The organism is Burkholderia sp. BCC0097 (assembly GCF_902832985.1).
Lineage (GTDB): Bacteria > Pseudomonadota > Gammaproteobacteria > Burkholderiales > Burkholderiaceae > Burkholderia > Burkholderia orbicola.
Genome location: NZ_CADFDM010000004.1, coordinates 87,659 through 108,087, shown reverse-complemented (window position 1 = coordinate 108,087; position 20,429 = coordinate 87,659). Strand labels below are relative to the sequence as shown.

At 67.3% G+C, this 20,429-nt stretch carries 18 protein-coding genes; 2 read left to right on the top strand and 16 right to left on the bottom strand.

Going from position 1 to position 20,429, the window contains the following annotated elements; all coding sequences use genetic code 11:
• Nucleotides 1-14: 14 nt before the first annotated feature.
• The 15 genes from HWX07_RS14295 to HWX07_RS14225 all read right to left on the bottom strand — a co-directional run bounded on the left by HWX07_RS14295 (nt 15) and on the right by HWX07_RS14225 (nt 17,391).
• The gene (locus HWX07_RS14295; RefSeq protein ID WP_175876647.1) at nt 15-1,568 is read right to left on the bottom strand and encodes an AMP-binding protein; all 1,554 of its coding nucleotides are present in this window, start codon (nt 1,566-1,568) and stop codon (nt 15-17) included.
• A 42-nt stretch (nt 1,569-1,610) separates the two neighbouring features.
• The gene (locus HWX07_RS14290) at nt 1,611-2,741 is read right to left on the bottom strand and encodes a DUF5938 domain-containing protein (protein ID WP_011548639.1); all 1,131 of its coding nucleotides are present in this window, start codon (nt 2,739-2,741) and stop codon (nt 1,611-1,613) included.
• A gap of 173 nt (nt 2,742-2,914) precedes the next feature.
• The gene (locus HWX07_RS14285) at nt 2,915-3,586 is read right to left on the bottom strand and encodes a c-type cytochrome (protein ID WP_175876646.1); all 672 of its coding nucleotides are present in this window, start codon (nt 3,584-3,586) and stop codon (nt 2,915-2,917) included.
• The gene (locus HWX07_RS14280; protein WP_175876645.1) at nt 3,587-5,068 is read right to left on the bottom strand and encodes an FAD-dependent oxidoreductase; all 1,482 of its coding nucleotides are present in this window, start codon (nt 5,066-5,068) and stop codon (nt 3,587-3,589) included. It abuts the gene before it with no gap.
• 43 nt (nt 5,069-5,111) lie between these two features.
• Complete coding sequence (locus HWX07_RS14275) at nt 5,112-6,080, bottom strand: YCF48-related protein (RefSeq protein WP_175876644.1); 969 nt, start codon at nt 6,078-6,080, stop codon at nt 5,112-5,114.
• A 32-nt stretch (nt 6,081-6,112) separates the two neighbouring features.
• On the bottom strand, nt 6,113-6,397 hold the full coding sequence (locus tag HWX07_RS14270; RefSeq protein ID WP_175876643.1) for a hypothetical protein: 285 nt from the start codon (nt 6,395-6,397) through the stop codon (nt 6,113-6,115).
• 31 nt (nt 6,398-6,428) lie between these two features.
• Nucleotides 6,429-8,789: an efflux RND transporter permease subunit gene (locus HWX07_RS14265; protein WP_175876642.1), complete on the bottom strand. Its 2,361-nt coding sequence runs from the start codon at nt 8,787-8,789 to the stop codon at nt 6,429-6,431.
• Between the two features lie 47 nt (nt 8,790-8,836).
• Nucleotides 8,837-10,681, bottom strand: coding sequence for a DUF1302 domain-containing protein (locus tag HWX07_RS14260; protein WP_175876641.1), 1,845 nt, complete (start codon nt 10,679-10,681; stop codon nt 8,837-8,839).
• Between the two features lie 78 nt (nt 10,682-10,759).
• Nucleotides 10,760-12,127, bottom strand: a complete 1,368-nt coding sequence (locus HWX07_RS14255) for a DUF1329 domain-containing protein (protein WP_175876640.1) — start codon at nt 12,125-12,127, stop codon at nt 10,760-10,762.
• Nucleotides 12,128-12,342: 215 nt separating this feature from the next.
• Complete coding sequence (locus HWX07_RS14250; protein ID WP_175876639.1) at nt 12,343-12,756, bottom strand: RidA family protein; 414 nt, start codon at nt 12,754-12,756, stop codon at nt 12,343-12,345.
• A 16-nt stretch (nt 12,757-12,772) separates the two neighbouring features.
• Nucleotides 12,773-13,606 carry a phytanoyl-CoA dioxygenase family protein gene (locus HWX07_RS14245; RefSeq protein WP_175876638.1) on the bottom strand — a complete coding sequence of 278 codons (834 nt, stop codon included), beginning with the start codon at nt 13,604-13,606 and terminating at the stop codon, nt 12,773-12,775.
• A gap of 244 nt (nt 13,607-13,850) precedes the next feature.
• Nucleotides 13,851-14,453, bottom strand: coding sequence for a TetR family transcriptional regulator (locus HWX07_RS14240; RefSeq protein WP_175876637.1), 603 nt, complete (start codon nt 14,451-14,453; stop codon nt 13,851-13,853).
• A 73-nt stretch (nt 14,454-14,526) separates the two neighbouring features.
• Nucleotides 14,527-15,201, bottom strand: a complete 675-nt coding sequence (locus HWX07_RS14235; protein ID WP_175876636.1) for a hypothetical protein — start codon at nt 15,199-15,201, stop codon at nt 14,527-14,529.
• 35 nt (nt 15,202-15,236) lie between these two features.
• Nucleotides 15,237-15,896 carry a c-type cytochrome gene (locus HWX07_RS14230; protein WP_175876635.1) on the bottom strand — a complete coding sequence of 220 codons (660 nt, stop codon included), beginning with the start codon at nt 15,894-15,896 and terminating at the stop codon, nt 15,237-15,239.
• Nucleotides 15,897-15,906: 10 nt separating this feature from the next.
• Nucleotides 15,907-17,391 carry an FAD-dependent oxidoreductase gene (locus HWX07_RS14225; protein ID WP_175876634.1) on the bottom strand — a complete coding sequence of 495 codons (1,485 nt, stop codon included), beginning with the start codon at nt 17,389-17,391 and terminating at the stop codon, nt 15,907-15,909.
• Nucleotides 17,392-17,831: 440 nt separating this feature from the next.
• Here HWX07_RS14225 and HWX07_RS14220 point away from each other — a divergent pair, with 440 nt between their 5' ends.
• Together HWX07_RS14220 and HWX07_RS14215 are read left to right on the top strand one after the other, a co-directional pair.
• Nucleotides 17,832-18,569, top strand: a complete 738-nt coding sequence (locus HWX07_RS14220; protein WP_175876633.1) for a response regulator — start codon at nt 17,832-17,834, stop codon at nt 18,567-18,569.
• Nucleotides 18,566-19,651: an ATP-binding protein gene (locus HWX07_RS14215; protein WP_175876632.1), complete on the top strand. Its 1,086-nt coding sequence runs from the start codon at nt 18,566-18,568 to the stop codon at nt 19,649-19,651. The genes HWX07_RS14220 and HWX07_RS14215 overlap by 4 nt, the downstream gene beginning before the upstream one ends.
• Before the next feature lie 26 nt (nt 19,652-19,677).
• Here HWX07_RS14215 and HWX07_RS14210 read toward each other — a convergent pair whose 3' ends face one another.
• Nucleotides 19,678-20,364, bottom strand: coding sequence for a hypothetical protein (locus HWX07_RS14210; RefSeq protein ID WP_175876631.1), 687 nt, complete (start codon nt 20,362-20,364; stop codon nt 19,678-19,680).
• Nucleotides 20,365-20,429: the final 65 nt, after the last annotated feature.

Genomic DNA, 20,429 nt, shown 5'->3' with positions numbered 1-20,429 from the left:
CATATGAAGCAGGTTCAGATCCTGCGTTGCCGACCCTGCCAGTACTGTTCGCGCAGGTCCTTCTTCAGCACCTTGCCGGCCGTGCTGCGCGGCAGCGCCGCGACGAAGTCCACGCTCTTGGGCGCTTTCACCGAGCCGAGCTTCTCCTTGCACAGCGCGACGAGCTCTTCCGCGCTCACCTGCTGCCCGGCATTGAGTTCGACCACGGCCTTCACGGCCTCGCCCCATTTGTCGTCGGGCACGCCGATCACCGCGCAGTCCTGCACGGCCGGATGCGCCCAGATCACCTGCTCGATCTCGCTCGGATAGACGTTGAAGCCACCGCTGATGATCATGTCCTTCTTGCGGTCGGTGATGTGCAGATAGCCGTCGCGATCGAAATGGCCGATGTCGCCGGTGTGCAGCCAGCCGTCGACGATCGTCTCGGCCGTCTTGTCCGGCGCGCGGTAGTAACCCTTCATCACGAGGTCGCCGCGTACGCAGATCTCGCCGGTTTCGCCCTGCTTCAACACCTCGCCGCGCTCGCCGACGATTTCGACGCGCACGAGCGGGTTCGGGCGGCCGACCGACGCGAGCCGCGTGTCGGACGCGAGCTTGCCGTCGACGAAATGCTCGGCCGGCGTCAGGTACGAGATCGACGCGGGCGCCTCGGTCTGCCCGTAGCCGCCCGTCATCACCGGGCCGAACACGTCGATCGCCCGCTTGAGTTTCTCGACCGACATCGGCGCGGCGCCGTACAGGAAATAGCGCAGCGACGAGAAATCGACCTGCTCGATGCCGGGGATGTCGAGCAGCCGGTAGATCACGGTCGGCGGCAGGAAGAACTCGGTCACGCGGTGCTTGACGATCGCGCCGAGCAGCAATGCCGGGTCGGGCTTCGGCAGCACGACCACCGTGCCGCCGCGCGCGGTGCACGGCAGCGACATCATGCCGGCCGTGTGCGTCATCGGCGCCGCGGCCAGATTGACCGGGCGCGCATCGTCGTACGTCATCGCGATCATGAATTGCGCGAAGTACGTCTGTAGCGAACGGTGCGTGTTCATCACGCCCTTCGGCGCGCCCGTCGTGCCGCCCGTGGCCGACAGCGCGACGACGTCGTCCATCGCGTAATCGACGGCCGGCGGCGTCGCAGGCTGGCGCTCGCTCCACGCGGCCAGCGACGGCGCCCACGGCAAGTCGGCGTCGAGACACACCCACAGCCGGACCTTCGGCAGGCTCGGCCGCAGCGCATCGATCGCGGCCGCGAACGCCTGATGGAAGAACAGCACCTCGCAGTCGAACGCATCGAGCACGTACTGGTTCTCGGCCACCGCGTTGCGGCCGTTCACCGGGATATACGCGAGCCCGGCGCGCCACATCCCGAGCGCGCAGCTCCAGCCGATCACGTCGTTGTCGGCCCACACCGCCGCCTTCGCCTCCTTCGCGAAGCCGGCGGCGAGCAGCCCATTGGCGATGCGGCACGACAACTCGCCGATCTCCTGGAACGTGTAGTTGCGATCGCCCTGGATGTACGCGATGCCGTCGGGATTGAGGCGCCAGCCGCGGTCGTAGAAATCGATAATGGCCATGTCACAGGTTCCGTTGGGTGTGTACCGGTGCGGCAGCGGCCGTCACAGTTGCGTGACCGTCGCGCGCGCGAGCCCGCGCTGTTCGAGGAAGCCGAGCAGGTAGCGATGGCCGAATGCCTTCGAGCCGGACGCGAAGCCGGTGCGCGCGGTATCGCCGTCGAGCAGCTTGAGCACGCCGGCCGCGTGAATCGCGCCCGTCGAGATGTACGGCGTGACGCCGTGCACGGTCGCGCGCACCGCCGCCAGTTGGCCGCGGCCGATCGCGAAGTCGACGCTGCGCTGGATCGTCGTGCGCTCGCGCGGCGGCATCGTCGGTGTGGTCGACGCGACGACCTGCTTCAGCACCTCGTCCTGCTGTTCGCGCGGCAGGTGCTTGTATTCGGCTTCCCACTTCTGTCCGAACTGATGCACCAGCTTCATCACGTTGTTGTCGTAGAAGCCCACGCACGAGATGCAGCTGCGCACGCGCGCATCGTGTTCGAAATAGACGGGCAGCGACGTGCCGCCCCACGGCAGGCAGAACACCGGCTGCATCAGCTCCGGCGTCGCGACGGTGAACGACGCGTCCGCGGCGTGCGGCACGAGCGCCTTCTCCCACAGGTAGCAGGACTCGTGGCGCGCGCCGTCGAAGATCGTCGCGGTCGAGCCGATGCTCACGCCGGCCGCGCCGCGCGGGCCGCGGGTCAGCGTGGCCGTCTCCAGCGCATCGATGCCCGGCGTTTCGAGCGCGAGCTCGGCGGCGATCTCGGCGAACGTGTACATGTACGCGTTCGACGACGACACCAGCAGGCCGGCCTGGCGATACTGCTCGCCGAATTCGTCACGGACGGCACGGATATACGACTGTTCGCCGGTCGTATCGAGGTGGTGACAGCCGGCCTTCAGCGCGGCCTCGACGCCGACGAGCCCGAAGCTCGAGAACGGCCCGACCGTGTTGCACACCACCTTCGCCCCGCGGAAAGCCTTCACGAGCGCATCGACGTCGTGCTCCGCCTCGATGATTTCGTATTGCGCGGATTCGAGCCGCACGACGCGCTGCGCCATCATTTCCTTCGCGCGGGCCGCATTGCGCGCGACCGCCGTGAACGGGATGTTCTGGTCGATCAGCCAGTCCATGATCAACATGCCGGTGTAACCGCTTGCGCCATAAACGACGACGGGGTGCTTAGCCATGGTTGTCTCCTGAAACGTGAATTGTCGAGAACCGGTTCGGTTCGAGGTCGGGTACTGCTGCTTCGTATCCGGCGCGTTCTTTTGTAGAACACATTACCAATCTTAGGTCACTATGACAAAGTAAAGCGTAAAGAAAAAGGCAGGGTATTCCCGGCCCTGACGTGTTTCGCGCATCACTTCGCTGCCCTGTCCGGCGACAGGCCGGCCAGATAGTGCGCAACGGCACGCGTGTCGTCGCCAGACAACGTCGCGGCCAACGCATTCATCGCCCCGGTCGGATCGTGCCGCTCGCCCGAGCGGAACGCCGCCAGTTGCGCTTCCAGGTAAAGCTGCCCCTGGCCCGCGAGGCGCGGGGCCGGGTCCTTGCCCGTCAGCGCCGCGCCGTGACAAGCGCGGCAGCTTCGCGCCTCCACGAGCGCCATTCCCCGCTTGTCGAGCGCCGCGTCGGCCGGCACGGCCTCGTTGCGCGCCGGCGCCTGTCGCGCGAAGTAGGTCGCCAGCGCGGCGATCTTCGCGTCGTCGAGTTCGCGCGAAAGCGGCCCCATGGTTGCGTTGCGGCGCTGGTCCGTGGCGAACGCGCGCAGTTGCGCGGCGATATACGTGGCCGGCTGGCCGGACAGCGACGGATACCACGCATTCTGCGATTGCCCGTGCACGCCATGGCAGAAGAAGCACGTCTCCTGCGGCTGCGGCCACGCGCCGCCGTTGGCCTTGTCGGCTTCGTCGATCGCGGCCATCGACTTCTGGTAACGCATGCCGTCGACCAAGTCGGGGCCATACAGCGTGCCGGCTGCCGCCACGCCCGCGATCACGAGCACCGCGCCGATCATCCAGGTTCGTTTCATTCAGGCCTCCCGGCCGCGGCCGGCCAGTTTGCCGAGCGCCTGCAACGCCGCGCGGTGTCCGGAGCGCACCGCGCCGTCCATCGCGCCGGCCCACAGGTCGGCCGTCTCGGTGCCCGACCAGATCAGCCGGCCGGCCTCCGGGCGCAGGAACTTGCCCCATTTCGTCCAGAACCCGGGCGGCAACGGGTGGATGCACTGCAGCGTCCACGGATCGACGCGGCCCCAGTCGTAGTCGTGGAACTGCGTCGGATGCAGCGCCTTGTCGCCGAGCGCGCGCGCAAAGATGGCCGACAGCGTCCGCTCGGCGGCCTTCGGCTCGGCCGGCAGCGCGCCCGGCGCGACGAACGCGGCGAGCACGCCGACCGAGCCGTCCGGCGGCGAGTTGTCGTACGCCATGAACACCGGGCCGCCGACTTCGAAGATCTGTCCGTTGTAGCCGTCGTCGCGCCAGAACGGCCGGTCGTATACGTGCACCGTCTTGCGCATCGGCGCGTTCGCCGGCCAGTTCCGCTGCAACTGCGCACGGCCGTCCGGCAGCGGCGGATCGAACACGATCTGCTGGCAGAGCGCCGGATTGAGCGCGACGATCACCCGCCGCGCGCGCAGCACGCCGCGATCGGTCTGCACGTCGACCACGTCGCGATCCCAGCCCGAGATCTTGCGCACCGGGCAGGACAGTTGCACCTTCGACGCACCGAGTTCGCTCGCCATCCGCATGCTCAACACCTGAGAGCCGCCGACGAAGCGCGTTTCCTGTGCGCCGCCCTTGGTCGATTCGAGCTTCGCGTAGTCGCAATCGGCGCTGTTGATCATCGACAGGTAGTGCAGCAGCCCGAGCTGGGCCGGTGCGCCGCCGAGCGACAGCTTCGCCGCGAGGCCGAGGAAGTAGCCGTCTTCATAAGTCACGCCCTGCTTGCGCAGCCAGTCGCCGTAGGTCAGCTTGTCGAGCTCCGCCGCGTGCTGCGCGGTCCACGGTTCGCGCGACGGCACGCCGCGGGCGAGTGCGCCGAGCTTCGCGCCGAGCGCGTCGTCGCCGCCCGAGCCGCCGTGGAAATCCTGGGCGACGCGCGCGTCGCCGGCCAGCACGACGGTCTTGCCCGCGTAATACGTCGGGAACGTATCGACGCCGAGTTCGCGGGCGAGGTCGGCAATCGCCGTCTGCCCCGGGCCGATCCACTGACCGCCGGCTTCGGACACCACGCCGTGCCCGAGATCGTGGTTGTAGGTCCGCCCGCCGACTCGATCGCGCGCCTCGACCACGACGAACGATTCGCATCCGGCGCGCTGCAGGTCGCGCGCGGCGGTCAGCCCCGCGAGCCCGGCGCCGATGATGACGACGTCGAACACGCCGCGATCGGCGGATGCCGGCGCCGCGCCTTCGGCGAACGACACCTCGCCGGTAGCGAGCGTCGCGGCGCCCGCGGCCGCGACGCGCAATATTTGCCGCCGGGCCTGCATGTCCGGCTTGTGCTTGCGTTTCATTCCGAGTACTCCATGCTTTCTCGTTTTTCTCGACGGATTCAATTCACGGCGCGGCCAGCACGCCGTCCTGCGAAAACAGCACCGGCTTGCCGCGCGCGTCGATCAGCGCGGCTGTGAGCGTCGCGCGATCCGCGCGCTGCGCGACGTCGAACGGGCCGCCCGCGACGCGCTGCGTGAACGTCAGTCCGTCGAGCCCGACGCCCACCAGCCCGCCGCCGGTCGCGACCAGATCGGTGATCGAGCTGTGCGCGCCGGTATTCAGCGCGGTCCACGTCGTGCCGCCGTCGTGGCTCTCGAACAGGCTGCCGAGCAGCCCACCGACCACGATCCGGCCGTCGGGCATCGCGACGCCCGACCACAACGTGCCCTTGCCACCCGTCGGCAGATAGACCCAGTTCGCGCCATCGTCGGCCGACTTGAGGACCATTCCCTGCTCGGACACGACGTAGAGCGCATGGGCGGGGTCGGCAAACACGTGACAGAGATTGCGGTCGGCCTTGCCGCCGCCCGGCGGCTTCGGCAGCGTCGTGCGCGCCCACGTCTTGCCGCCGTCATGCGTCTGCAGCATCAGCGACCACAGGCCGACGGCAATGCCGTCCCGCGCATTCGTGAACAGCACCGAGAACAGCGGCTGGTCGACCGACGTATCGAGCCGCTGCGTGGCCCACGTGTCGCCGCCGTCGTCGGTCGCGAGAATCGCGCCCCACTGGCCGACGGCCCAGCCGTGCTTCGCATCCGCGAACGACACGGCCGACAGCGTCGCCGAGATCGGCACGCGCCGCGCCTGCCGCCAGGTCTTGCCGTCGTCGTCGGACAGCAGCACGATGCCGTGCTCGCCGACCGCGACGATCCGCGCTCCGGCATGCGCCGCATCCATCAGCATCCGGTGCGTCGGCGCGGCCCACGCATGCGCGGGCTTCGCGGCCCAGGCCGCCACCGTTCCGTCCTGCGGTTGCGCGAAGGCCGCCACGGCGGCGCAGAGCGCGGCACCGGCAACGAGCGTCTTGATCATGGATGAACCTCCGTAGTGGGTGTGCGCGGGTATCAGTGGCTGAACAGCACCGACCAGCCGGCATGCGCGACGCCGAGCACGACGACGGGCGGCTTGTCGGCAGCCTGCGCGGCCGCCGTCTGACGCCCGGCGTCGCCGTCGTTCGACGAGGGGGTCATCGCCGCTCCGTCGACCGCGGTGTGGCGCACACTGACGCGTTTCACGTCGGTCGCGAACGCGTGGACCGGCGCGGGCTGCAGCGCGACCGTTTCATGAAAGCGTGCGAAGGCGGCCGCCACGAGGCAAAGTGCGCCGCAAACAGCGAAGGTCTTGACCATGACTGGATCTCCGTCGGAATGTTCGTGCGCGTCAGTGACTGAACAAGCCCGGCGCGCGAGCCGGCTTGCGGCGCGGGAACCAGCGTTCGAGCAGCGACGCGAGCGCCGGCAGCGCGGTCATCGCCATCACCAGGTTCACGATGAACATGAACGCGAGCAGCTTGCCCATGTCGGCCTGGAACTTGAGCGCCGAGAAGCTCCAAGTCGCGACGCCGATCGCCAGCGTGATCGCGGTGAAGATCGTGGCCACGCCCACTTCGAGCATCGCGTGCTGCACGGCCTTCACGATGTCCTGCCCGCCCGCGAGATGCACCTGCAGCCGGTTGTAGATGTAGAACGCGTAATCGACGCCGATGCCGACGGCCAGCACCATCACCGGCAACGTCGCGACGGTCAGCCCGATCTGCAGCTCCTTCATGAACCAGTAGCCGATGAACGTCGCGACCGACAGCGGCACGCAACAGGCGAGCATCGCGCGCCAGTCGCGATAGGCGAGGAACACGAGGATCAGGATCGCCGCATACACGTAGAGCATCATCGGCAGCTCGCTCTTCTCGACCTCGTCGTTGGTCGCGGCGAGCACGCCCGCGTTGCCAGCGGCCAGCCGCACCGTGATGCCCGGGAACGGATGCGACGCGCGGTATTGCTTCACGTCGTCGAGGATCCGGTTGATCGTCGTCGCCTTGTGGTCGGTCAGGAACAGGTGCACGGCCGTCATCCCGCAATCGCGGTTCATGAAGCCCTTCAGGCGCGACACGTCGACCGACACCGCGCCGTAGTTCTCGGCGGCGATCGGCACGACGTTCATCTTCGGGAAGTCCTCGTTGTAGCCCTGGTTGTACGCGCGCAGCATCGCGGAGTACGACTGCACCGACACGACGCCCGGCTCGGTCTTCATCGCGGCCGAAAAGTCGTCCTCGTACAGGCCCACCGCCGGGTTGTCGCACGCCTTGCCGGTCGATTCGATCGCCACCGTCAACCAGTCGAGGCCCATGTCGTAGTTGCCGGCGATCGACGTCGCATCGCGGTTGAAGCGCGCGTCGGCACGCAGCTCCGGCGCGCCCGGCTGCAGCGTGCCGATCACGCGATCGCGGCTTTGCCATGCGGCGAGCGCGAAAATCGCCACCGTCAGCGCGACGGTGATGCCCGCATACTTCGGCTCCGCCACACGTGCGAGCAGACGCAGCGGCTTCGCACGCTGCTGCGCGCGCTTCAGCGAGTTGTCGGCGTAGGTTTTCGTGAAGTTGAAGCACGATGCCGCGACCGGCAGCAGGATCAGGTTCGTCACGATCTTGTAGGCCACGCCGAGCGACGCGGTGATCGCCAGCTCGCGCACCATCGGAATCGGAATCAGCAACAACGTGATGAACGACACGAACGCAGTGATCAGCGCGAGCACGCCGGGGATCAGCAGGCCGCTGAAGCTGTGGCGCGCCGCATCGAACGAGCTTTGCCCGTGCGCAATCTCGCGGACGATGAAGTTCACCTGCTGCACACCGTGCGACACGCCGATCGCGAACACGAGGAACGGCACGAGCACCGCGAGCGGATCGAGGCCGAAGCCGAGCAGCTTCAGCGTGCCAAACTGCCACACGAGCGACGTGAGCGAACACGCGACCAGCAGCACCGTGAAGCGCACCGAATGGCAGTACCAGTACACGGCGAGCGTGGTCAGCAGCAGCGCGACCGCGCAGAAGCCGAGCACGGCGGTCGCGCCGTCGGCGATGTCGCCAATTTGCTTCGCGAAGCCGATGATCTGGATCTCGTAGCCGGCATCCTCGAACGGCTTGCGGATCTTCTCTTCGAGCAGATGATTGAACGCCACGTAGTCGAGCACCTTGCCGGCGCTGTCGCGCTCGTTCAGCTCGGCCGTGATCATCGCGCTGTCCTCGCCGTGCGACACGAGCGTGCCGACGTAGCCGCCGAGCGTCGTCGCGCGGCGAATGCCCTGCACGCGCTCCGGCGTCAACTGGTCGGGCGTGACCGTGCCCGGAATGATCGGCTCCGCGCGAAAGCCCTCGTCGGTCACTTCGTTGACGAACGCGTTCGGCGTCCACAGCGAGCGTACCCCGATGCGGTCGACGTTCGGCAGGTATGTAACCGCCTGCGTGACGTTGTACAACCGCGTCAAGCCTTCCTTCGACCAGATCGACCCATGCTTTGCACGCACCACCACCGTGATCCGGTTCGCGCCGAGCAGGTCGTTCCGGTATTGCTGAAACGTGCGGATGTACTCGTGCCCGATCGGCATCTGCTTTTCGAAGCCGGCATCCATACGCAGCTGCACGGCGAACACGGCCATCGCGACGGTGAACAGCGCGATCGCCGCGAGCACGATCGCGCGGTGACCGAAGAAGAGCCTTTCCAGGCGACTGACCAGACGATTGAGCACGACGTTACCCCTTCATGTATTGCGGTGGCGCGCGCCACCTGCCGCCGTCAGAAATTCCGCGTGACGAACAAGCCGACGAAATTGCGGTCCGCATAGGGCTGCCCCACCGTGTTGTGGCCGCCCCAGAACGAAGTGAAGTTGATGCCGGCCTGCCAGTTCGGCGGGTTCTGGTTGAACAGCACGTAGACGTTCAGCGACTTCGCACCCTGCATGTAGTTCGCGGTGAAGGTCGGCGTGTAGCCGTACAGGCCGGTGCTGAACGTCACGCCCGGCGTGACCTGCCAGCCGGGAATCAGCGAGCCGTCATAGGTCCAGTTGAAGTCGATCGTCGCGCCCACCGAACTCGACGTGCCCTGGCCCATCCCGATCGGATAGCCGGCCGCCGAACCGTTGTTCAGCCACGGCAGGTAGCCGGCCTGCGGCACCTGCGTGACGGTCTGCCCGCCGACCGTGCGCGTCACGCCGCTCGGGCTCAGCCCCGGGTAGTAGATCCACGTCAGTTCCCACGTCAGCGCGGCCGAATCGGCGCCGAGCAGTTTCAGGAACGGATACTCGCTGCGCGTGAGCGCGAGCAGCCCGTTGATGTCGTACTGGAACTTCTTCTTGTCGACCCATTGCGGGCAATCCACGCCGGCCACGCCGTTCGTGTTCAGGTCGAGCGGGCCGCCCGCGCCGTAGCAACTCGACAGCGCGACCGCATCGCGCGGCCGGTACGACAATTCGGTGCCGATCGCCCACGGGCCGACGCCGAAGTTCGCGCTGACGCCGAACAACTGGCGCCGGCCGAGATACGACCATTGCTCGGTGCCGTTCGCGAGCGACGCGAGCACCGGCGACTTGTCGGTGTAGTTCAGGTAGTAGAACGCGAAGTTCGCGTCGAACGAGCGCGGCGAATAGTTGAATTTCACGCCGAACTGCGGCCTGTATTTCGCCGGCAGGTTCGTCGTGCTCGGCAGGCCGATGTCGTTGAACGGCGGCCCTGCGTAGGCGCCGTTCACGAGCCCGTTCTTGATCGCATTGAGCGTGTCCTGGTTGCCCGCCGCACCCGAACCGCCGATCGCGTTCGCGATCGTGCCGGCGCTCGGGCCGATCACGTTCAGGTTATTCGTATTGATCGTAAACGGCTCCGCGCCGCGGCCGAAACCGTTCGTCACCGACCAGTACGAGCCGACCGGCGGATAGCGGTTGCCGTTCCACTGGAACTGGTAGTACGCCTCGGTACTGAAGCCGTGCGACAGGTCGGCCACCAGGCTCACCATCGGCGCCGGCAGCAGCGCCTGCTTGAGCTGCGAGCCGGGAATCAGCAGCTTTTGCGTGTCGATGGAGTTCGTCGCGTTGATGCCGCTCTGCGCGAACATGCTCTCGCCCCAGTTGATCACCTGGTTGCCGAGCCGCACGTGCGCGTTGCGCCCGCCGATCGTGAAATCCTTCTGCGCCCACAGGTCGAGCAGTTGCGCGTTGTAGACCACCTGCGCGGCTGCGGTGCTCGACAACGGCGTGCGGTTCGTGTTCTTGGCCATGAAGTCGTACATGCCGGTGCCGCGCACCATGAACTTCAACCCTTCGCTCGGCATCTTCAGCAACAGCTCGCTGGTCGCGCTGACGTAGGTGCTGAACGGCTGGCCCCTGCGGTAGTTCAGATCGCCGTTGTCCGCATAGCCCCACTGGTTGGTGTTCGCGGCCCCGCCGCACCCGAATGCATTCGGATCGCCGGTGAGCGAGCAGCTCGGGTTCTTGGTCCGGATACCGGCGCCGCCCGTCAGGTTCGACACCCACGAGCCCTGTAGGGCCCCGCCGTTCAACGTGAAGTCATACGCGTACGCGCTCGACATCGCGGCGCCCGCCATCGCCGCCGATACCGTAGCATTCCTGAACAATCTTGCCGGTTCCATGATCCACCTCCGCCCCTGTTCAATGCCGGCGCACGATCGTTGCGCGCGCCGGTCCTTGTGTCCGTCAGCCGGTCGCCGTCAACGTTCGCTGACCGAGCGCAGCGATTCCGCCGTGTAGAAATCCTGCTTGAAGCGCGGATCGTCGGCCTGACCGAACCAGCGAATGTCCTTGCCTTGGCCGATCGACGACGCATCGAATACGTAGCGGCCGTTGATCATGTCGTACTGCGCGAGCGGTTCGTTGTCGCAGGTGCCGCCGAGTTCCCATACCGGAATCGGGTAGCTTTCCCGCACCTTCCACAGCTTGCCCTGCGCGTCGTAGTCCTCGCCGACGAGCGCGAGCCAGCTGTCTTCGTCGAGATAGAACACCTTCTTTGACGCGACGTGTCGCGCGCTCGGCTTCAGCGTCGCCTCGACGACCCACACGCGATGCGTCTCGTAGCGACGGTTCGCCGCGGCGAGGCCGTCGGGCGTCGCGACGTCGTGCAGCTTGCTCTTGAACCGGTACATGCCGAACGCGTTGTACGGGACGAGCATTTCCTTCTTGCCGACCAGCTTCCAGTTGAACCGGTCGAGCGAGCCGTTGATCATGTTGGCCTCGTCGATCAGGTACTGGTTCTCGAAGCCGATCAACGGCGCATCGTGCGTATAGGCCGGCATGCGTCGCACGCGGCGCTGGCCCGGGAAGTAGTAGTAGGTTTCCGAGTCCTTGTTGAAGTACTGCCGCTGGACGAAGGCCTGCCCGGCCAGCGCGGCCGGCGAGTTCATCTGGAAGTAGACGGCAGCGCTCAACTGGTCGACGTCCTGCGGCGAGGTCTTGCCGAGCTTGGCCGACGGGAAGTAGAACGTCTGCGGGCCGACCGCGTCGATCCATTCGCTGCTGCCGGGGCGGGGCGAAATACTCGTGGCGACCTGCGCCCATTCGACGCCTTCGCCGCGATAACGCATCTCGTAGTTCAGGATCGCTTCGATGCCGCTCTTCGGTTGCGGGAACGGCACGCCCGGCAAAGCGGCCGCCGCGAGGTTCTCGCCGGTCGAATCCAGCTTCGCGGCCGTAAGGTTCGCCTTCGAGTTCTGCTCGGCGGCATCCGGCAACTGGCATTCGCGGTGGGACGGGTAGACGTCCATCCGGTAGCCCTTCTTCTGCTTGATCAGCGCGACCTGGCCGGGCGACAGCTTGTCCGCATACTTGTCGACGTTCGCCGCGTCGATCGAGTACAGCGGCTTCTCGTTGCGATGCTTCCAGAAATCGCCGCGAACCTTGCCCCACTCCCAGCCGGCGTCGGGCGACTGCTTGCCCGCATAAGCCGGCACCGCGCCGTCCTTGCTCGCCGAGCGGTCGGCGCCGGCCGGCGTCAGGTCGTCCGCCGCAACGGCGGTGCCGATCGCGACACATGCAGCGGCCGCGATCGCGGACGTGGTCCAGAAACGATGCTTCTTCATCATGGTTCTCCTTCCTGCTCCGCCTTCGCTCGCCCATCCCGGACGAAACGCGTTTGTTTCGATCGTCGTCGTCAATCGACGACGACATCGCGCCCTGATCGCGGCCGGCCGGGGTTCCGGCCGGCCGCATGCCAATCGATTGCCGTCCCGTTGCTTTTTTCATCAGGACTGCGATTCATATAGAACGCAAATCCCGCGAAAAACCCTCGTGCCTTCCGTCAGCCCTTGCCGGAGCCGGCCACCGCCACCGCGCGAATCTCGACGCACAGCCCCGGCAGCGCCAGTTGCGTGACGCCGACCGCCGTCCACGACGGGTAACGGTCGGGGAAATACACGTCCTTGACCGCCGCGAAGCCTTCGGTCTCGCGTTGCAGATCCGTGTGGAAAGTCGTGAGCTCGACGACATCGGCGAGGCTCGCGCCGGCTTCCTCGAGGATCGCCTTCAGGCACTCGAACGCGATCCGTGCCTGCGCCTGCACGCCGTCGGCCGGCTGCATCCGCGCGTCGAGGCCGACCTGGCCCGACACCCAGATCGTGTCGCCGACGCGCGTCGCCGGCGAGAAATGATACGCGTCGTACCACGGCTGGAATGCAGCCGGCACGATCGATTGCCGCTTCGGAGTTGCTGTCATGACGAATTCTCCCGGTTCAGACGAGTTGACGGAAACACGGCGCGCGGAACGGATCGCCAGCCTTCAGCCCGGCGAGTTCCTCGACGAACAGCACGCCGGCCGGCGTGAATCCCGAGCGGCTTTCGTCGGGTAGCGGGCTGAACACCGCGTCGTCGCCGAAAAAGCGCAGCACGAGCGTGTGGCGATCGGGGAACTCCGCATCGACCGCACCGCCGCCGTGCAGCACGCCCGGATGGAGCAGCAGCACGTCGCCCGGTTTCGTTTCCCACGACAGGATGTCGTACGCATCCGGCGCCGCGCGGCGCTCGGCCTCGATGTTCGGCAGGCGCGGCCACACGTCGCCGCCATGCAGCGGGTCGGTCGGATCCTCGGCGTTCTGGAACGTCGTGCCGTCATGCCGCACGCCGTGGTGCGAGCCGCGCACGATCTCCAGCGCATTGCGCTTCGGTACGTGTTCGAAGCTGATCCACGCGTTGCCGAAATGCATCCCCTGCCACGGCAGGTACGACGTGTCCTGGTGCCACGGCGAGCGTGCGCTCTTGCCGCCAGCCTTCATGAACAGCTCCTCGGCGAAGTACCACACGTGCTTCGAGCCCCACAGGTCGGCGAACAACTGCCCGAACGGCAGTGTGCCGACCAGCGCGTCGAGCCGCTCCTTCGCATACGGGTTCGCGTTGTCGTTGTGCGACTTGTATTCGGTGCCGTCGAGCAGCGTCGTCGCCATCGGGCCCGGATTCTCCATTCCCCAGTCGAACACCGCGCGGCATTGCGCGAGTTGTTCGTCGTTGAGCACCCCTTCGATGAGCACGGCTCCGTCCTCGAAGAACGCCTTTCGCTTCATTGCATCCATCGTCTATCTCCCGATTCGTTCAGCCACAACCGGCGGCTCGTCTTCACCGCCGGTACATCAGTAGAACATGATGACTATGTTAGGTCATCATGATAAAAATAATTAAAAGAAAAAGACGGGGTATTCCCTGTTTCGTCTGCATGATCGAACGGGCGTCGCCACCCGCTGCCGGCCCGTCATGACAATCCGCTTTCGACCTTCATACAAGCGCACGACAACGCACGGCGGCCGCTGCTTCGCGCCGTCATTCGCGCACGCGGTCGAACACCGTGTGCATGATGAATTCGACCCATACCGCGTCGGCCGGCGTGTCGGCCGCGCCGTGCGCCTGCATGCCGTCGCCCAGCGCGGTCAAGCCGAGCGCCAGTACCGGCGTGGGCAACGGCAGCGACACGCCGGCCCGCGCCGCATACGCGTCGATGCACGCGGCCGCGAGCGCCTGCCGGTCGCGCAGCAACGCGCCGAACCGCGCACGGAACCGCGGATCGCGCGCCGCCTGGAGTTGCGCGTCGAGCCACATCAGGCGCGCTGCGGGCGGCGTCGTGCCCTGTCGCCAGTACGCGAGCATCGCGCGCTGCGCGTCGTCGGCCGGGTCATGCGAATCGACGATGCGGTGCAATGCCGCGGCAGCCTCGTCCCGATCGCGTCGCAGGAGTTCGAACAGCACGTCGGCCTTGCCGTGGAAGTTCGAGTAGAACGCGCCACGCGTATGCCCGGCCGCCGCCGCAATGTCTTCCACGCTCGCGGCCGCATAGCCTTTCTCCACGAAGATCGTGCGCGCGGCGGCGAGCAGGCGTTCGCGCGTCGCCTCGCGCTGCTCGGCGCGGGTCAGGCGAACCCGGTCCATCCGTGCGCTCCGTGTTCGCCGCGGCCGGACCGGCAACCGGCTCGATCCCCTTCCACTTCCTCAGTACAGCTACTCATTTCGGATACGACAAGACGCTCGCGTTCGCACTGCTGCGCCCGGCGTCTCGCTCCAGTGCGCAATATGCGTAATAGAGCGCGACGGTCAGGTACGACCAGGTCAGCAGCGCCAGTACATAGAAATTGAACACGACGTTGGTTTCCTCGCCCGGAATCTTGTAGAAATCGTAGATGCACGCGATCGCCTGCGAGGCGACGAGCGCGAGCGTCGTCGTCAGCGCATGGAGCGCGTGGCCGGCACGCACGAGCCGCCACACGAAACCGGCGAGATAGATCGACATCAACGTCCACATCGCCACGTAGAAGTACGGCAGCGCGTGCTGCAACACGCCGGCCACGAGCGCGACCGTCCCGAGCGTCGCGAGCACGAACAGCGTCACGTCCTGCCGCATCGACGGCCGGTAGCCGTGCGTGACGGCCATCAGGCCGGCGACCGCGATCACCGGCATCCCGAACCCGCGGGAGAACGCGTCGAGAAAGTGCGAAATGAAGTACGACACCGGCGATTCGGTCGCGAAGAAGATCACGGCATTGGACGCGGAGATCGTCACGATCCACCACTCGATACCGATCAGGAAGTTGCGCTTGCGCACGAACTTGAAGCCATAGACGCCGGTCGTCATCGCAAGCGTCGCGCTGGAAAGACAAAGGACAAGTGATCTGTGATCCATGATTCGAACTCCCGAGGTCGGTTAGTGCCGTTGATTCACTGCCTCGCGGGGCTGAGGCTCGCCAGATAGGTTGCGACCGCCGCGCGGTCGTCCGCCGACATCGCCCGCGTGACGCGCTGCATCGTGCCGGTCGCCTCGCTGCGCGAACCCGTCGCGAATGCGTCGAGCTGCGCGAGCAGATAGTCGTAGCCCTGCCCGGCCAGACGCGGGAATTGCGCCTGCCCGGTCAGCCGTGCGCCGTGGCAGGCCGCGCATGCCCCGCCCGTCACCAGTTGCTCGCCTTTCGTGCGCAGTCGTGCATCCGGCTTGAAATAGCGGTTGTCCAGCGGCGCCTGCTTCGCGTAATAGCCGGCCAGGCGGGTGATCTCGGCCTCGCTCATCGTCATCGCGAGCGGGCCCATCGTCGGGTTCGTGCGCTGGCCACCCGCAAATGCGCGAAGCTGCGCGGCCACGTATTGCGCCGGCTGGCCGGCGAGACTCGGATACGCCTGGCTGAGCGACGTGCCCTTCACGCCGTGGCAGCCCATGCACGCGTCGGTCACGCGCGGCCACGGGCCGCCGTCGGCGTCATCGGCTTGCGCGGCCGTATCGATATGGCGCTGCAGGCGATAGAAGCCGAGCAGCGTCGGGCCGTAGAGCGCCAGCGCCGCGCCGATCACCACGAGCGCCGCGACCAGCAGCATGCGTTTCTTCATCTTCGCTCTCCTAGGCACGACGCAGCGCATTGAGCGCCTGAAGCGCGCTTTGGTGACCGGAGCGCACGGCGCCGTCCATGTAGCCGGCCCAGATGTTCGCCGTCTCGGTGCCCGACCAGATCAGGTTGCCGCACGGCGCGCGCAGCGCGTCGCCGTGCGCGCTCCAGAAGCCGGGCGGGATCGCCGATACGCACGTGAGCGTCCACGGGTCGGCGAGCCCCCAGTCGCGATCGTGGTACGACACCGGCGCGCGCGCTTCGTCGCCCCACGCCTGCGCATAGAGATCGATGTGCATCTGCTTCGCGGCCTGCGGGTCCGACGGCACCAGCGCATTCCGGACGAACGCGTTGATCACGCCGATCTCGCCGCCCGGCGGCGAATTGTCGTAAGCCCAGAACACCGGCCCGTCGGTCTGGAAGATGTGACCATTCAAGCCCTTGTCGCGCCAGAACGGGCGGCGGTAGACCATCGCCGTCTTGCGCGCCGGCGAATGGGCCGGCCATGCGCGCTGCAGCGCGACGCGCTTGTCAGGCAGCGGCGGGTCGAACTGCACCTGGTGGCACAGCGCCGGATGCAGCGCCATCACGACCTTTTTCGCGCGCACCGTGCCGCGATCGGTCTGCAACGTGACGACGTCGCGATCCCAGCCGACGATCCGCCGCACCGGCGACGACAGCCGCACCTTGTCGCCCAGCTGCTGCGCCATCCGGATGCTGAGAAGCTGCGAGCCGCCGACGAAGCGGGTTTCCTGCGCGCTGTGCTTGATCGAGTCGAGCTGCGCGTAGTCGCAATCGGCGGAGTTGATCATCGACAGGAAGTGCAGCAGCCCCATCTTCGCCGACGCGACGCCGCCCGACAGCGAGATCGACGCGTTCCAGCCCATCCGGTCTTCCGCCTTGATGCCCTGCGTCGCGAGCCAGTTGCCGACCGACAGCCGGTCGAGTTCGCCGGCCTTCGGCGACGTCCACGGCGCACCGGACGGCACGTCGCGCGACAGCTTGCTCAGCTTCGCCGCGACGGCCTCGTCGGTGCCGAAGGTGCCCTCCAGGTCGATCTCGGCGCGCCCGTCGCCGCCGAGAATCACCGTCTTGCCCGCGTAGTAGCTCGGGAACGTGCCGACTTCCAGCTCGCGGGCGAGATCGGCGACCGCCGTCTGGCCCGGGCCGATCCACTGGCCGCCGACTTCGGTCACGAAGCCGCCGCCCACGTCGTAGTTCAGCGTGCGGCCGCCCACGCGGTCACGCGCCTCGAGCACGACGAAGGATTCGCAGCCCGCGTAGCGCAGGTCGCGCGCGGCCGTCAGGCCGGCCAGCCCGGCGCCGACGATCGCGACATCGAGCACGTCGCCTTCATGGCCGGCGGCAGGCGCCGCATCGGCCTTCGCCCGCGCTGCGCCGAGCGCAAGACCGCCCGCCGCGACCGACGCGCCCGCGACCTTGAGCCACTGCCTGCGCTGCAAGTCGGCCGCCCCGCTGATGGATGACTTCCTGGACATGATCTGTGAATGACGCCTGCAATGGGCGCGAACGGCGGCTGCCCTGGCGGCGTGCTGCCTTCGCTCGCGCGGAATCTGACGACGGGATGCGATCCCGATCCGCTTCACCTGCCGCCGGCACGCCTGCCCCGCACGAGGCACGCGAATCCGGTTCGCATTCCGGCCTGTACACGTGCCGTACTACCCTGTATCGATAAGGATTTTCCGGCGCCCTTAATTAGTACATGTTGCAAAAGATAGGTCATGATACATAAAACAGGATCGAAAAAAAAAGACAGGGTATTCCCCTGTCGGGCGGGGCGTTGCGGCGCGCCCGACAGGCCGGGGAAAGACCGCGCACGCGATGCCACCGGTGCGGCCCGCGCGTCTGCGTTCGGTTGCGCGGGCCGTACGGTAGTATGGCGATTCGATGGAACCCCGCTGAATCCGAACGAGTGGCCATGCCCGAATTTTCTTTATCTCCCGGCGCCGGCCAAGGCGCGCAAGCGCTCGTCCTCATCGCCGAGGACGAACCCGAGATCGCCGAGATCCTGACCGCCTATTTCGCGCGCAACGGCCTGCGCACCGTGCACGCCGCCGACGGCCGCCGCGCGCTCGAACTCCACCTGTCGCTGAAGCCCGACCTCGTGCTGCTCGACGTGCAGATGCCGCACGTCGACGGCTGGAAGGTGCTCGCCGAGATTCGCCATCGCGGCGACACGCCGGTCATCATGCTGACCGCGCTCGACCAGGACATCGACAAGCTGACCGGGCTGCGCATCGGCGCCGACGACTACGTGGTCAAGCCGTTCAACCCCGCCGAAGTCGTCGCGCGGGCGCAGGCCGTGCTGCGCCGGTCGATGGCCGGCTCGCGCCAGGAAGAGCAGCGCGTGCTGCGCGCCGCGCCGTTCGAGATCGATCTCGAGCACCACGAAGCGACGGTCGAAGTCGACGGCGCGCGCCACACGCTCGTGCTGACGCTCACCGAATTCAAGCTGCTCGCGCAGCTTGCGCGCGCGCCGCGCCGCGTGTTCAGCCGCGCCGAGCTGATGGCCACCTGCCTGCCGGAAGGCGACGCGCTGGAGCGCACGGTCGACAGCCACGTCAGCAAGCTGCGCAAGAAGCTCGACGATCTCGGTGTCGCGGGCGTGCCGGCCAGCGTGCGCGGCGTCGGCTACAAACTGTGGAGCGCCGAGTGAGACTCGATGGCCTTAGCCGCCAGATCGCGCTGACGATGGGCGCGATCGCCTTCGGCGTCACGGTGCTGATCGTCGTGACGGCCTATGCGTTCTACTACCTGCTGTACCAGTACTCGCCGCAGTCGTTCCAGCCGGAGAGCTGGCTGCCGAGCGGGCCGGAGTGGGTGTGGATCACCTCGACCACGCTGGTCGGCCTGTTGATCGCGGTCGTCGTCGCGATCAACCTGTCGCGCCGCATCCTCGTGCCGCTGAATTCGGTGACGGACAGCATCCGCCGCGTCGCGCGCGGCGATCTCGCAGCGCGCGCCGTCGCCGGCGACCGCTCGTTGAAGGAAGCGGCGCTGCTCGCCGACAACTTCAACGCGCTCGCAAGCGAGTTGCAGCGCGTGACCGACGAGCAAGCCTTCTGGAACGCGGCGATCGCGCACGAGCTGCGCACGCCCGTGACCGTGCTGCGCGGGCGCTTGCAGGGGCTCGCCGAAGGTGTGTTCACGCCGAGCGATGCGCTGTACCGCGGCCTGCTCGTGCAGGTCGAAGGGCTGACGCGGCTGATCGAGGATCTGCGCGTGGTCAGCCTCGCCGACAGCGGCCACCTGAGCATCGAGATCCGCGACACCGACCTTGCCGCCGAGGTGCGCGCCGTGGTCGACGGGTTCGCGCACGCGCTGCAGGCCGCCGGCCAGCATCCGGTGCTCGATCTCGACCCGCGGCGCATGTGCTGCGACCCGGTGCGCATCCGCCAGGCGTTGCTCGCGTTGCTGGAAAACGCGCGCCGCCACGCGGTGCCCGGCGCGATTCGAATCCAGACCCGCATCGAAGACGGCATGTGCCGGCTGCGCGTCGAGGACGACGGCCCCGGTATCCCGGCCGAGTTCGCGCCGCACGTGTTCCAGGCGTTCCGGCGCGTCGACGAGTCGCAACCCGGCGGCACGGGCCTCGGGCTCGCCGTCGTCGCGGCGATCGCGCATGCCCACCGCGGCGAAGCGCTGTGCGTGCCGACCGGGGCCGGCGGCACGCGGTTCGAGGTACAGTGGCCGGACGATCTCGTGCCGGCGCCCGAAAGCGAGCGGTTCCCGGCGTAACCCGCCGCCGTTACACCGCTACGCCCTCACGCGCGCGGTTCGCGCCCGACCTGGTCGAGCGGCGGGCTGAACCCGAGCACCGTGTATTCCATCACCGATACCGTCCCTTTCCCGGCCGCGCCCTGCACGACCACCGCGCGCACCGCGCCGGCGCGGTCGAATTTCAGTTGCGTGCCGACGGTCGCATTACGCAACGCCTCCAGCTCCTCGATCCGCGCGATCGCCAGCTTGCGTACCGCGCCGGACACGTACACGGGCAGGAACGCCAGCGCGATGAAGATCGACACCGCGTCCTTCGACACGCTGTCCAGCACCGGCTGGCCCGACATCACGAGCGACAGCGACGTCGCGGCGACGAAGATCGCGAGCACGGTCGCGCCGACGCCGAGCGACGCGAGCCGCTCGGCCGCCTTCTTCATGCGGGCCTTCACGAGCGCACGCGCGGTCTCGGACGTCATCAGCCATTCGCGCTGCGCGCCGTAGAAGCCGGCGATGCCGAGGAACAGCGTCGCGACCGCGCTGATCGCGATGCTGGTGTACAGCGCGCCAGCCATCACGCAGACGAATTCGAGCACGAACACGATCGCGAGCGGGCACAGCAGCAGGCGGAACGCATAGCCGTCGCGGCCGTGCCCGCGGACCCACCATTTCACCGGCGCGAGCTGCCAGAAGCGGCTCTCCGGGCGGAGCGAAAGTTCGTCGTCGTCGGTCAATTTCCCCCCTGTCGGACCACGCACCGTGTCGGCGACGGCCGGCACGCCGGCCGTGAATCGGCACG